14 protein-coding genes are annotated in these 13397 nt (G+C 75.3%); 10 read left to right on the forward strand and 4 right to left on the reverse strand.

What is annotated here, in order from left to right; genetic code table 11:
- The 5 genes from ABD323_RS27980 to ABD323_RS28000 form a co-directional block, all read left to right on the forward strand.
- On the forward strand, window positions 1-432 hold a 432-nt coding region (locus tag ABD323_RS27980), incomplete at its 5' end, for a LysM peptidoglycan-binding domain-containing protein (protein WP_344444754.1).
- 123 nt (window positions 433-555) lie between these two features.
- On the forward strand, window positions 556-1020 hold the full coding sequence (locus ABD323_RS27985; RefSeq protein ID WP_344444755.1) for a YchJ family protein: 465 nt from the start codon (window positions 556-558) through the stop codon (window positions 1018-1020).
- A 91-nt stretch (window positions 1021-1111) separates the two neighbouring features.
- Window positions 1112-1636, forward strand: coding sequence for an NUDIX domain-containing protein (locus ABD323_RS27990; RefSeq protein WP_344444756.1), 525 nt, complete (start codon window positions 1112-1114; stop codon window positions 1634-1636).
- Window positions 1637-1670: 34 nt separating this feature from the next.
- Window positions 1671-2240 carry a P-loop nucleotide/nucleoside kinase family protein gene (locus tag ABD323_RS27995; RefSeq protein WP_344444757.1) on the forward strand — a complete coding sequence of 190 codons (570 nt, stop codon included), beginning with the start codon at window positions 1671-1673 and terminating at the stop codon, window positions 2238-2240.
- 116 nt (window positions 2241-2356) lie between these two features.
- Window positions 2357-3193: an isocitrate lyase/PEP mutase family protein gene (locus ABD323_RS28000; RefSeq protein ID WP_344444758.1), complete on the forward strand. Its 837-nt coding sequence runs from the start codon at window positions 2357-2359 to the stop codon at window positions 3191-3193.
- An 86-nt stretch (window positions 3194-3279) separates the two neighbouring features.
- Here the strand turns inward: ABD323_RS28000 and ABD323_RS28005 are convergent, their stop codons facing one another.
- Window positions 3280-3702 carry a hypothetical protein gene (locus tag ABD323_RS28005; RefSeq protein WP_344444759.1) on the reverse strand — a complete coding sequence of 141 codons (423 nt, stop codon included), beginning with the start codon at window positions 3700-3702 and terminating at the stop codon, window positions 3280-3282.
- Window positions 3703-3782: 80 nt separating this feature from the next.
- Here ABD323_RS28005 and ABD323_RS28010 point away from each other — a divergent pair, with 80 nt between their 5' ends.
- On the forward strand, window positions 3783-5273 hold the full coding sequence (locus ABD323_RS28010; RefSeq protein WP_344444760.1) for an MFS transporter: 1491 nt from the start codon (window positions 3783-3785) through the stop codon (window positions 5271-5273).
- Between the two features lie 129 nt (window positions 5274-5402).
- Entirely contained in the window at window positions 5403-7562 is a 2160-nt protein-coding gene (locus tag ABD323_RS28015; protein WP_344444761.1) for an elongation factor G-like protein EF-G2, read from the forward strand.
- Between the two features lie 70 nt (window positions 7563-7632).
- Here the strand turns inward: ABD323_RS28015 and ABD323_RS28020 are convergent, their stop codons facing one another.
- The 3 genes from ABD323_RS28020 to ABD323_RS28030 form a co-directional block, all read right to left on the reverse strand.
- Window positions 7633-8751 (reverse strand): MBL fold metallo-hydrolase, encoded by a 1119-nt coding sequence (locus ABD323_RS28020; RefSeq protein WP_344444762.1) that lies wholly within the window; start codon window positions 8749-8751, stop codon window positions 7633-7635.
- Between the two features lie 158 nt (window positions 8752-8909).
- Window positions 8910-10550, reverse strand: a complete 1641-nt coding sequence (locus tag ABD323_RS28025; protein WP_344444763.1) for an AMP-binding protein — start codon at window positions 10548-10550, stop codon at window positions 8910-8912.
- A gap of 90 nt (window positions 10551-10640) precedes the next feature.
- The gene (locus ABD323_RS28030; protein ID WP_344444764.1) at window positions 10641-11540 is read right to left on the reverse strand and encodes an Fpg/Nei family DNA glycosylase; all 900 of its coding nucleotides are present in this window, start codon (window positions 11538-11540) and stop codon (window positions 10641-10643) included.
- Between the two features lie 121 nt (window positions 11541-11661).
- On the opposite strand from ABD323_RS28030, the gene ABD323_RS28035 reads away from it, so the two are divergent.
- The 3 genes from ABD323_RS28035 (at window position 11662) to ABD323_RS28045 (ending at window position 13364) form a co-directional block, all read left to right on the forward strand.
- A complete protein-coding gene (locus ABD323_RS28035; RefSeq protein WP_344444765.1) occupies window positions 11662-12573 on the forward strand; it encodes a glutaminase in 912 nt (303 codons plus the stop codon).
- Window positions 12574-12745: 172 nt separating this feature from the next.
- On the forward strand, window positions 12746-12901 hold the full coding sequence (locus ABD323_RS28040) for a hypothetical protein (protein WP_344444766.1): 156 nt from the start codon (window positions 12746-12748) through the stop codon (window positions 12899-12901).
- Window positions 12902-12914: 13 nt separating this feature from the next.
- A complete protein-coding gene (locus tag ABD323_RS28045) occupies window positions 12915-13364 on the forward strand; it encodes an SRPBCC family protein (protein WP_344444767.1) in 450 nt (149 codons plus the stop codon).
- Window positions 13365-13397: the final 33 nt, after the last annotated feature.

The following is a 13397-nucleotide window of genomic DNA, read 5'->3' on the forward strand; positions in this document are numbered from 1 at the left end:
ACCACCGCCCCCACGGCGACCGCCACCGGTACCCCCACCGCGCCCGGCACCGCCGGCAGCACGCCGACCGCGGGCGCACCGACCACCGCCGCCGGCACCCCGACGTCCCAGGCACCGGGCACCACGCCGGCCATCGGCGCCCCCGCACGGGGCCAGTCCGCCGACCCGGACAGGGCGACCGGTGGCACCACGGGCACCGGCACCGGCACCGGCACCGGCAGGGTCGACGGGACGGGGACGGTTGCCGGCACCACGAGCGGCAGCCCCGACCCGTCCGGCCAGGCCTACACCGTGCTGCCCGGCGACACGCTCTTCGGGATCGCCCAGACCCACGCGGTCGGCGGCTGGCTGCACCTCTACCAGGACAACCAGTCCACGGTGGGCGGCAGCCCCGACCTGATCTTCCCCGGGCAGCAGCTCCACCTCTCCTGAGGCCGAGCCCCTACGCCGCGCCACCGGCCGGGCCCCGGTGCCGTCCCCTTCCCGGGACGGGACAGGGGCCCGGCCGCGTCGCGACGTACGGTCCACCACGGCGGACCCGCCACAATGGACCCCATGGCCCGACGCACCGCACGCCCCCGCCCGCCCCGCCCCACGGCAGCCACCGCCGCCACGGCCACCACCGCCGGGTCCACGCCGACCGCGTGTCCCTGCGGACTGCCCGCCGGCTACGCCGACTGCTGCGGCCGGCTGCACCGCGGCGAGGCGACGGCGGCCACCCCGGAGCAGCTGATGCGCTCGCGCTACAGCGCCTTCGCCGTCCGGGACGCGGAGTACCTGCTGCGCAGTTGGCACCCCGACACCCGCCCGGCCACCGTCGACTTCGCTCCGGACCTGCACTGGGTCCGCCTGGAGATCCTCGGCAGCACCGGGGGCAGCGCGTTCCACCCCGAGGGCACCGTCGAGTTCCGCGCCCACTACCGCGAAGCCGGCGGCCCGGGCACGATGCACGAGAACAGCCGTTTCCTGCGTCACCAGGGCGCCTGGGTCTACCTGGACGGCACCGTCTCCGACGACTGACGGCCCGGCGCGGGCCGGCGTGGCCCGGCCCCGGCCCCGGCCCGGCACCGTGGTCGCGGCCGCCTGACGCCGGCTCACCGAACGAGGAGTCATGCCCCACCTCCCGCTCTCCGAGTACCTCCGCACGCTCCCCCACGGCATCCTCTTCGCCGCCGTGCACTTCACCGACGCCGAGGAGCGCCCGCTGCTGCTGAAGTCGGTCTACGACCCGGACGTCTGGCAGTTCGCGGGCGGCAACCTGGACGCCGGCGACGACCCGTGGGCCTGCGCCCGCCGGGAGGTCGAGGAGGAGACCGGGCTGCTCCTGCCCGAGCACCCGGTGCCGCCGCTGCTGGCCCTGCTCTTCGTCGCCTCGGCCGGGGAGTGGCCCTTCAAGGTCGGTGTGGTCTTCGACGGCGGGGTGCTGGACGCCGACCAGCTCGCCGCCCTGCGCCTGGACCGGGCCGAGCACACCGAGTTCGCGATCCACCCGCTCACCCACTGGCGCACCGAGCTGCGACCGCACCGGCTCGCCCTGGTCGAGGCGGTGGCCCAGGCCCGCCGCACCGGCCGCGCCGCCTACCTGCACCTCCCCCACCCGACCCCGGCCACCGTCCCCGAGCCGGACGAGGCCTGACCCGGTCCCGGCGCGCCCTGGCTACCATCGGCTCATGGTCACGGTACTGGTCAACGGGCTGCCCGGGTCGGGAAAGACCACTCTCGCGCACGCGCTGGCTCGGGAGTTGAGGCTTCCCCTGTTCAGCACGGACGCCGTCAAGGAGACCCTGGCCGACGCGCTCGGGTCGCCGCCCGCCGCCGCAGGCGGCGACCGCGGGTGGAGCGACGCGCTGGGCGCGGCCGCGCTGGAGACGCTCTGGACCCTGCTCTCCTGCGCACCGTACGGCGCCGTACTGGAGAGCCCGTGGCTGGCGCACCACCGCCCGTTCGCCGTCCGGGGGCTGGCCCGGGCGGGCGTCGGGGAGGTCCACGAGGTGTGGTGCGACGTGCCGTTGGCCCTGGCCCGGCGGCGCTGCGCCGAACGGATCACCCGGCGGCATCCCGTGCATCTCGACGACCACGCGGACCGCGACGAGCGCTGGGAGCTGTGGGCGCGCTCGGCCGAACCGCTGGCACTGGGACCGGTGCACCGCGTCGACACGACGGGACCGGTGGACATCGCGCAGCTCGCCCGCCGCGTCGGCGCGCAGGGCCTGTCCGGTCGACCGGCCGGATCGGCGTAGGCTCGCAGCGAACGGACGATCAAGACACCGACCGTCAGCGGGCGGTGCGGCCTGGCGGCAGCCACGGTGGCGCGCCCCGGCCGGCCGGGACCAGCAGCGAAGAGAGGACCTCCCCGATGCAGCTGTCCGCAACCGACCAGCGCCGGCGCGGCATTGCCTTCCGCGAACTCCACGCCGGCCCGGGCGCGTTCGTCATCCCCAATCCCTGGGACGCAGGCACCGCGCGGATGTTGACCGGGCTGGGCTTCGCCGCCCTGGCCACCACCAGCGCCGGACTGGCGTTCGCCCTCGGACGGGCCGACGGCGCCAACCTGGTCGACCGCGAGGTACCCCTGGCCGGCGCCCGGGCCGTCGTCGCGGCGACCGACCTGCCGGTCGCCGCCGACCTGGAGAACGGCTTCGGCCCGCGCCCCGAGGACGTCGCCACCACGATCCGGCTGGCCGCCGAGGCGGGCCTGGTCGGCGGTTCGATCGAGGACGCCACCGGCGACGACGCGGACCCGATCCGCGACTTCGAGCTCGCGGTCGACCGGGTCCGCGCGGCCGTCGAGAGCGCCCGCTCCCTGGACTTCCCGTTCACGGTCACCGCGCGCGCCGAGAACTTCCTCTACGGCCGGCCCGACCTGGCCGACACCATCCGCCGGTTGCAGGCGTTCGAGGAGGCCGGCGCCGACGTCCTCTTCGCGCCGGGGCTGCCCGACGCCGAGGCGGTCCGGGCGGTCTGTGCCGCGGTCTCCCGCCCGGTCAACGTGCTGGCCGGCGGCGCGGACCGGAGCCTGACGGTGGCCCGGCTGGCCGAACTCGGCGTGCGCCGGATCAGCCTCGGCTCCGCGCTCTCGCGCGCCGCGATGGGGGCGGTCAAGCGCGCGGCCGAGGAGATCCTGGCCACCGGGACCTTCGCCTTCACCGCCGACGCGCTCAGCTACCAGGAGGCCAACAAGCTGATGCAGTAGGACTCCTGACGCACGAAGCCGCGCAGGGGGCCGGTGTCCGCCCGGCCCCTCGCCCGCGGTCCCTCGCCCCCGGTCCCTCGCCCGGGTCAGGGGCGGATCCAGCAGTACAGGCGCTGCCCGCGCGCGACCGCCCGCTCCGCCAGCGCGGCGAGCGCCGGCAGCAGGTGCGCGAGGTCGCCGGACGCGGTGTCCCGCTCCGGCGCCGCCGCCCCCGGCCCGCCGTCGGCGCGCGCCAGGGCGTCACGGAAGGCGTCGGTGAGCGAGAGCGTGACGATCTCGCCGCCGGCGCCCGCCCCGACCACCCGGCAGTGCCGCGGGTCGGCCCGGACCTGCTCGGCCGAGCGACCGGTCAGGCGCTCCTCGACCGGTAGCAGGTCGATCATCGGACTGATGCCCTTGACCACCACCTCGTCGTACCCGGCCCCCGGCGACCGCCCGTCCTCGCGCAGCACGGCGCGGCCCGCATGCTCGTCGTCATCGGCGGCGTAGTACCCGAAAAGTGCTCCCATTCGCCCGAGCATGGCACTCGCCACCGACAGCACCTCCAGTGGGTTGCATTTTCAAACTCACTCCTCCTAAGGTGCCCCTCATGCAGATAGTTGGAAATCCAAATGCGCATCCGCGCGGCGCCGCCCCCCGCTCCGTCCTCCTCGTGGTGGCCTCCGCCGTCTTCGTCTCCAACCTCGACCTCTTCATCGTCAACGTCGCGCTGCCGGCCATGAACCGGCACTTCGCCGGCAGCACCCTCGCCTCGCTCTCCTGGGTCCTGAACGGCTACGCGATCGTCTTCGCCGCGCTGCTCGTCCCGGCCGGGCGACTGGCCGACCGGATCGGCCACCGCACGGCCTTCCTGGCCGGGTTGGCGCTCTTCACGCTCTCCTCGGCGCTCTGCGCACTCGCGCCCGCGGTCGGCTGGCTGGTCGGCGCCCGGCTGCTGCAGGCGGTCGGGGCCGCACTGTTGATGCCCACCTCGCTGGCCCTGTTGCTGGACTCCACCGCGCCCGAGCGCCGGCCGGCCGCCGTCCGCGCCTGGGCCTCGATCGGGGGCATCGCGGCGGGCCTGGGCCCGGTGCTCGGCGGGCTGCTGGTCGAGGCCGACTGGCGCTGGGTCTTCCTGGTCAACCTGCCGGTCGGCGCCGCCGCCGTGCTGGCCGGGCTGCGGGTCCTGCCGCGGCTGCGCGGACAGGACGGCGGCCGGCTGCCCGACCTGGCGGGCGCCGCGCTGCTGACCGCGGCCATCGCCGTGCTCGCCGTCGGGCTGGTCGAGTCGGACGCCTGGGGGTGGGGTTCGGTGCGGGTGCTCGGCTGCCTGGTGGCCGCCGCGGTGCTCACCGCCGCCTTCCTGCTCCGCTCCGCCCGGCACCCCGCCCCGGTGGTGGAGCTGCCGCTGCTGCGGGTCCCGGTCTTCGCCACCGCCAACGCCACCGCGCTGCTCTTCACGGCGGCCTTCGCGGGCATGCTGCTGACCTCCGTGCTCTGGTGCCAGCAGGTCTGGGACTACTCGGCGTTGCGCACCGGGCTGGCCGTCGCCCCGGGGCCGCTGCTGGTGCCACCGATCACGCTGGCCGCCGGCCCACTGCTGCGCCGGCTGGGCCACGGCCGGACGGCGGCGCTGGGACTGCTGCTCTTCGGCGCCGGGATCGGCTGGTGGGCGGCGGCCGTGCAGGTCCAGCCGGGCTACGCCGGCGCGCTGCTGCCCGGCCTGCTGCTGACCGGCGCCGGCGTGGGCCTCACGCTGCCCACCCTGATCGGCGCGGCGGCCGGCGCGCTGCCGCCCACCCGGTTCGCCACCGGTTCCGCGGTGACCACCATGGGCCGCCAGATCGGCGCGGTCATCGGGGTCGCGGTCGTGGTGAGCGTGCTGGGCACGCCGCACAGCGCCCAGCAGGCACTGGACGCCTTCCGGCACGCCTGGATCGCGGTCCTCGCGGCCACCGCGCTCGCCCTGGTGGCGGCCGTCCTGCTGGCCGCCGCCCAGCGCCGTCAGACCGCGGCGGCAACGAACGCGACGCCCGCGGCCGACGCGGCACCAGCCCCCTCGGCGACATCCGCACCCGCACCCGCCAACACCTCCGGCTGAGTGAACCACCCGACCCACTCACCCCACTCACCCGACCCACCCGCGCGCCGCCGCCCGTTCGCCGCGCGGCGGCGGCGGTGGAAAGCTCGACCTACGAGGTAGGCCGCGCCAGCACGGAGGAGCGCCGCGATGTCCGAGCGAGGAACGTCCCGGACGGGGGCAGCCGGTCGGGCACCCGTCGTCGATGGACCCGAACAGCTGCGCAACGTCGTCCTGGTCGGCGCCAGCGGGTCCGGCAAGACCACCCTGACCGAGTCGCTCGCGCTGGCCGCGGGCTCGCTGACCCGCGCCGGCCGGGTCGCCGACGGCAGCACGGTCTCCGACCACGAGGAGATCGAGCACCAGCAGCAGCGCTCGGTCCGGCTCTCGCTGGTCCCGGTCGAGTGGCAGGGCGTCAAGATCAACCTGTTGGACCCGCCCGGGCACGCCGACTTCGCCGGCGAGCTGGCGGCCGCGCTGCTGGTGGCCGACGCGGCGGTCTTCGTCGTCTCGGCGACCGAGCCGGTGGCCGGCCCGGCGCTGGACCTCTGGGCCCAGTGCGCCGCTGAAGGTCTGCCGCGGGCCATCGCCGTCACCCATATGGACGCAGCGCGGGCCGACTTCGACGAGGTCCTGGCGGCCTGCCGGGCGGCCTTCGGGGACGAGCACCCCGACTCCGTCCAGCCGCTGGACCTGCCGGTGCGCAGCGAGGGCCACGTGCGCGGCACGGTGGAGCTGCTGTCCGGCGAGACGCACGGCGAGCCGGGGACGGCGCCGCAGACCGAGTCGGCCCGCGAACGCCTGGTGGAGGCGATCGCGGGCGAGGACGACGAGCTGCTGGAGCGTTACCTGGGCGGTGAGGCGCTGGACCCGGGCACGCTGGGCCGGGGTCTGCGCGGCGCGGTGCTGCACGACGCCATCCACCCGGTGCTGCCGGTCACCGAGGACGGCACCGGGGTGGTCGACCTGCTGGACCTGATCGTCTCGGCGTTCCCCGCCCCGACCGACCGGCCCGGTCCGGTCCCGCTGCCGGTGGACGACTCCCGGGACCAGCGGCGCGGGCCGGCCACCGGTGAGCCCGGCCCGCTGCTCTGCGACCCGGACGCACCGCTGGTCGCCCAGGTGGTGCAGAACACCGGTGATCCCTACGTGGGCCGGCTCAGCCTGGTCCGGGTCTACGCGGGGACCCTGCGCCCCGACCTGCTGCTGCACGTCGAGGCCGGGCAAGCCACCTCCGGGCAGCCGACCCCCGGGCAAGGGGCCCCCGGCGCCGCCGACGAGCGCGTCGGAGGCCTGACCAGCCCGTTCGGCAAGGTGCAGCGCCCGGTCCCGCACGCGCCGGCCGGTGACCTGGTCTGCGTCGGCAAGCTGACCTCCGCACGGGTCGGCGACACGATCTGCGAGCCGTCGTCCCCGGTCCTGCTCGAGCCGTGGAGCCTTCCGGAGCCGCTGCTGCCGATCGCGGTGGAGGCCCGCAGCCGGTCCGACGAGGACAAGCTCTCGCAGGGCCTGTCCCGGCTGGCCGTGCACGACCCGGCGGTGCGGGTCGAGCAGAACGCCGACACCCGCCAGCTGGTGCTCTGGTGCACGGGCGAGGCCCACGCGGCGGTCGTGCTGCACCAGTTGGAGCACCTGTACGGGGTGCAGGTCGACCCGGTGGAGTACCGGGTGGCGCTGCGCGAGACGTTCGGCGGACCGGCCATCGGGCACGGCCGACTGGTCAAGCAGTCCGGCGGGCACGGCCAGTACGCGATCTGCGAGCTGCGGGTGGAGCCGCTGCCCGGCGGCACCGGCTTCGAGTTCGTGGACCAGGTGGTGGGGGGATCGGTGCCCCGGCACTTCATCCCCTCGGTGGAGAAGGGCGTCCGGGCGCAGCTGGAGCACGGGGTGGGCGACGGTTACCCACTGGTGGACGTGCGGGTCACCCTGGTGGACGGCAAGGCGCACTCGGTGGACTCCTCGGACACCGCCTTCCAGTCGGCCGCCGCGCTGGCGCTGCGCGACGCGGCCACCCGCACCACGGTGCGCCTGCTGGAGCCGGTGGCCGAGGTGGGCGTGCTGGTCCCGGACGAGTACCTGGGCGGGGTGTTCAGCGACCTGTCGGTGCGCCGGGCCCGCGTCCTGGGGACCGAGCCGGCCGGCCCCGGCCGCAGCCTGCTGCACGCCGAGGTGCCGGAGCTCGAACTCACCCGCTACGCCGTGGACCTGCGCTCGCTCTCGCACGGGACCGGCTCCTTCACCCGCGCGCCGCTGCGCTACGAGCCGCTGCCGACCGCGCTGGCCGGCCGGGTGGCCCGACCGGAGCCCTGAGGCCTGAACCCAGAGCCCGGAGCCCGGAGAACAGAGCCCCGCCCGGCCCGGCCCACCCGCCCGCCTCCGGTCAGCCGCGCCCCGCCTGCGCCGCCTCGTCGGCCCCCGCGCCGCGCTGCTCGGGCAGCGGGACCGGGCCGCCGGCCGCCCGCTCGGCGTCGCCCTGCGACCGGCCGCCGGCCTGCGCCCAGTACTCGGCGCAGGCGCCGACCAGCGCGACCATGTCCGGCGCGCCCTGGTCCGCCGAGAGCGCGCGGTAGTGCGTGGCGATGGTGATCACCATCCGCTCGGGCATGCCCCAGCCGGCCGCGTACGCGGGCAGCGGGAAGCTGCGCGCCGCCTCCAGCAGGCCCAGCCCCTCGGCGTGGCAGCGCTCGGCGTGCAGCCGCAACAGCTCCAGGTAGTCGCGCAGTTCGGCGACCTGGGCGGGGCCGCAGACCGGGCCGTGCCCGGGCACGACGACCTCGGGCTCCAGTGCCAGCACCCGGTCCAGGGCCGCGATGACCCCGGTCAGGCTGGCCCAGGTGACCGGGTGGTGGCCCACGAAGAGCACGTCGCCGGCGAAGACGGTGGCCGCCTGCGGGACGTGCACCAGCAGGTCGCCCGACGAGTGCCCCGGGCCCACCTCGATCAGGTGCACCTCGACGCCGTCCGCCCCCTCGCCCAGCTTCACGACGTGCTCGCCGCGGAAGGTGACGTTCGCGCGCCCCAGTTCCACCGCGCTGAAGTCGAAGGGGAACATCGCCCGGAAGTAGGCGCCGAGCGCCGAGTCCGGGTCGCTGCCGCGCAGCAGCGCGGTGACCTGCTCGGGGCTGGGCTCGTGGCAGATGGCGTGCGCGGTGGCCTCGGTGGCGATCACCTCGGGCTGCCCCGGGAGCGCCTGCAGGCCCCAGCAGTGGTCGCCGTTGGCGTGCGTGAGGGCGACCGCCTCGATCGCCACGCCCGGCACCCGCTCCTCGTAGCGCGCCAGCATCCCCTCGGTGAGCGCGGGGGTGTAGGGGGTGTCGACCAGCAGGGCCCGGCCCCGGTGCTCGATCAGCCCGCAGTTCGCCCAGCCCCAGGTCTCGGTCTCGCCGGGCAGGTGGGCCAGGACGCGCACGGTCCCGTCGTTCGCCAGCTCCCGCACCCGTCCGGTGCGGAACTCCGGACGCACGGTCTCCCCCGGTGCGTTCTCGGCGTGCTGCCCCATCGGCGCTCCCCCTCTTCACGAGTCCGTGTCTTCACACGTCCGCCGGCCGAACGTCGGCCACGGCGGGTCGCATGATCGCACAAGCGACCCTCACGGCGCTGCGCCGTGGGCCACACCGCCCGCCTCGGGACGGCCCACCGCGCATGCCTGACCCGGCGTCAGGCGCCGTCACCGCGCGCCAGCAGCCGCGCCGCCTCCTCGCGCATCTCGACCTTGCGGACCTTGCCCGTGACGGTCATCGGGAAGGCCTCCACCAGGTGCACGTACCGCGGGATCTTGTAGTGCGCGAGGCGCCCGGCGCAGTAGCCGCGCAGCTGCTCGGCGGTCAGCTGCGGGGCGCCGGGGCGCAGTCGGATCCAGGCCATCAGCTCCTCGCCGTACTTGGGGTCGGGCACGCCGACCACCTGGGCGTCCAGGATGTCGGGGTGGGTGTAGAGGAACTCCTCGATCTCGCGCGGGTAGATGTTCTCGCCGCCGCGGATCACCATGTCCTTGATCCGGCCGGTGATGGCCAGGAAGCCGTCCTCGTCCATCACCGCCAGGTCGCCGGTGTGCATCCAGCCCTCGGCGTCCACCACCTGCGCGGTCTTCTCGGGTTCCTGCCAGTAGCCGAGCATCACGGAGTAGCCGCGGGTGCACAGTTCACCCGCCGTGCCGCGTTCGACCTGCCGTCCGCTCGCCGGGTCGACCACCTTGACCTCCAGGTGCGGCCCGACCCGTCCGACCGTGCTGACCCGCTGCTCGAAGCCGTCCTCGGCGCGGGTCTGGGTGGAGACCGGCGAGGTCTCGGTCATGCCGTAGCAGATCGACACGTCGCGCATGTGCATCCGCTCAATGACCTGCTTCATCACCTCGCCGGGGCAGGGCGAGCCGGCCATGATGCCGGTGCGCAGCGAGGTGAGGTCGTGCTCCGCGAAGCCGGGGTCGTTGAGTTCGGCGATGAACATGGTCGGCACGCCGTAGAGCGAGGTGCAGCGCTCGGCGGCGACGGCGGCCAGCGTGGCCGCCGGGTCGAAGGTGGGGGCCGGCAGCACGACGCAGGCGCCGTGCGAGGTGGCCGCCAGGGCGCCCATGACCAGGCCGAAGCAGTGGTAGAGCGGCACCGGGACGCAGATCCGGTCCTGCTCGGTGTACCCGCACAGCTCGGCGACGAAGTAGCCGTTGTTGAGGATGTTGCGGTGCGAGAGGGTGGCGCCCTTGGGGAAGCCGGTCGTCCCGGAGGTGTACTGGATGTTGATCGGGTCATCGGGCCGCAGGGCGGCGGCCATCGCCGCCACCTCGGCCGGGTCGCCGGCCTCGCCGGCCGCCAGCAGCCCGGTCCAGGACTCCTCGCCGATCAGCAGCACGTCGCGCAGCTGCGGGCACTGCCCGCGCGCCTCGGCCAGCATGCCGACGTAATCGGAGCTCTTGTACGTGGGTGTCGCGACCACCGTCCGCGCGCCCGACTGGTTCAGCACGTACACCAGTTCGTGCGTGCGGTAGGCCGGGTTGATGCTGACCAGGATCGCGCCGATCCGCGCGGTCGCGTACTGCACCAGCATCCACTCCGGGCAGTTCGGCGACCAGATGCCGACCCGGTCGCCGGTGCGCACCCCGAGGGCGACCAGCCCGCGGGCCACCACGTCGACGTCCCGGGCGAACTGCCGGTACGTCCAGCGCCGGCCGCCGGGCCGGTCCACCAGCACCTCGCGGTCACCGAAGGCGGCCACCGAACGGTCCAGGTTCGCGCCGATCGTCTCGGTCAGCAGGGGCGTGCCGGTGGGCCCGTGGGCGTGGCTGAGCTGCGGGATGGACGACATGCGGCGACTCCTGGAGGGCGGGCGGCGGGGCAAGCCACCCGATACCCACCTTGCGCCCGGGTCATGCCTGCCGGGGCGCGGCGCCGGCCGCTACTTCAGCAGGCGCGACAGCCGCCGGTCGGCCAGCGGCTTGCCGCCGGTCTGGCAGGTCGGGCAGTACTGCAGCGCGGAGTCGGCGAACGAGACCTCGCGGATGGTGTCGCCGCAGACCGGGCACGGCTGCCCGGCCCGGCCGTGCACCCGCAGGCCGGTCTTCTTCTCCGCCTTGAGCTCACCGGCCGCCAGCCCCCGCGAGCGCTCGACGGCCTCGCGCAGGGTGCTGCCGATCGCCGCGTGGAGCGTGGCCACCTCCGGCCCGGTCAGCTTGGCCGCGAGCTTGAAGGGGGAGAGCCGGGCGGCGTGCAGCACCTCGTCCGAGTAGGCGTTGCCGATGCCGGCCAGCACGCTCTGGTCGCGCAGCACGCCCTTGAGCTGGCGCCGCTCACCCGCCAGCAGGGCGGTCAGCGCCTCCAGGGTGAAGGCCTCGTCGAGCGGGTCGGGCCCCAGCCGCGCGATGCCGGGCACCTCGTCGGCCTCGCGCACGCAGTAGACCGCGAGCCGCTTCTGGGTGCCGGCCTCGGTCAGGTCGAAGCCGCTGGGGCCCGGCGCCCCGGGGTCGTCCGCCGCCGGCTCCAACTGGACCCGCAGGGCGAGCGGCCCGCGACCGGGGTGCGGGGGCTCGGCGGGCAGTTTCACCTGCCAGCGCAGCCAGCCGGCCCGGGCCAGGTGCACCACCAGGCAGAGCGGGCCGTCGGCACCGTCGGTGGTGATCACCAGGAACTTCCCGCGCCGCCCGACCGCCCGCACGGTGCGTCCCCGCAGGGCGGTGAGCGGTGGATCGTAGGTCTTCAGCACGTTCACCGCGACCTGGTGGACCGGGCCGACCACCCGGCCGACCAGGCGCTGCGTCAGGAACGAGGCCAATGCTTCGACTTCGGGCAGCTCGGGCACGCGCTCCAGTCTGCCGCCGCGGCGCGGCCGGCAGGCGGTGCCGCGCCGGGCCGGTGCGGGCCACGGCCCGGCGGGCCGGGCCGGTCCGCGGCCCGACGCCACGGCCTGTAAAGATGATCGTATGGACTACCAGCTCGAACTCCAGCGCGCCGTGGACGCCGCCCGGCCGGTCCTCGGCACCGGGCGGGTCGCCGACTACATCCCGGCCCTCGGGGCGGCCGACCCGACGGCCTTCGGGCTGGCGCTGGCCACCGTGGACGGCCAGGTGTACGGCGCCGGGGACTGGCAGGTGCCGTTCTCGGTGCAGTCGATCTCCAAGCTCTTCAGCCTCGCCCTGGCGCTGGCCACCGGCGGCGAGCAGGTCTGGCACCGGGTGGGCCGCGAGCCCTCCGGCACGCCGTTCAACTCCCTGGTCCAGCTGGAGTCCGAGCAGGGCATCCCGCGCAACCCCTTCCTCAACTCCGGTGCCGTGGTGGTCACCGACCTGCTGCTCACGCTGACCGGGGACGCCGGGCACGCGGTACGGGAGTTCCTGCGCGCCGAGTCCGGCAACCCCCGCCTGGACACCGACCCGCAGGTGGCCGCCTCGGAGGCCGCGCACGGCCACCGCAACGCGGCACTGGCGCACTTCATCGCCAGTTACGGCAACCTGGAGAACCCGGTCGAGGCGGTGCTCGCGCACTACTACGCGCACTGCGCGATCGCCGCGAGCTGCCGCGACCTGGCGCTGGCCGGGCTCTTCCTGGCCCGGCACGGGATCCGCGCGGACGGCAGCCGGCTGCTCTCGCGCAGCGACGCCAAGCGGATCAACGCCGTCCTGCTGACCTGCGGCACCTACGACGCGGCCGGCGACTTCGCCTTCCGGGTCGGTCTGCCCGGCAAGAGCGGCGTGGGCGGCGGCATCCTGGCCGTGGTTCCCGGCCGGGGCACGCTCTGCGCGTGGGGACCGGCCCTGGACCGGGCCGGCAACTCGGTCGGCGCGGTCACGGCGCTGGACGCCTTCACCACCGCGACCGGCTGGTCGGTCTTCTGACGGCCCCGGGCGGCCCGCGGACACCCGCGGCGGGCCGCCCCGAGGCGGGCCGCGCCCCGCGCGGTTGCCCGCCCCCGGTGCGCGGGCGCACGCTGGAGGTGTCGGCGGGCCGGACCGGGCGAGACTGTGCGCCGGGCGCCACCGGTCGGCCCCGGAGTCCAGGAGGCAACGGATGTCCACCACCAGCCCGGAGCGCTCGGCCGCGCAGGCCGCGCCGGAGGACGACGCCGGCGAGGAGGACCAGGTCGAGGGCGTCACGTCCGAGCAGGTCCTGCACGCCCAGGACGAGTCCCGCGCCGAGGGAGAGCCCTACGAGGACGCGGAGTGATCGGAGCAAGCGCATGAGCACGCTCGAAGAACAGATCGACGTGGAGGTCCCGGTCCAGGTGGCGTGGGAGCAGCTGCACCGGATCGACCAGTACCCGCGGTTCGTCGACGGGGTGCTGCACGCCCACGCGCACGGCACCCACCGCGCCTGCCTGGACATCGAGGTGAACGGGCAGGAGCGGGCGTTCGAGACCGCGATCAACGACCGTGGCGGCAACCAGGTGATGACCTGGCAGACCCTGGACGACGCCCACCTGCGCGGCACCTTCGCCCTGCTCCCGCTCGACACCGGCGCCACCCGCGTGCAGCTTCGCGTCGAGTACGAGCCGGAGGTCGTCACCGAGGTCTACGGCGGCCCGCACGGCTTCGCCCAGTCCGGCGCCATCGAACGCGCCGTCCGCGAGGACCTGGCCCAGTTCAAACGCCTGGTCGAGGAGGAGCGCCCGCTCCCCGGCGGCCCCTGAGCCCGCCGGCGGCGGGCGCCGCCGCCCGGGCGG

It is taken from the genome of Kitasatospora nipponensis (assembly GCF_039528135.1).
GTDB lineage: Bacteria > Actinomycetota > Actinomycetes > Streptomycetales > Streptomycetaceae > Kitasatospora > Kitasatospora nipponensis.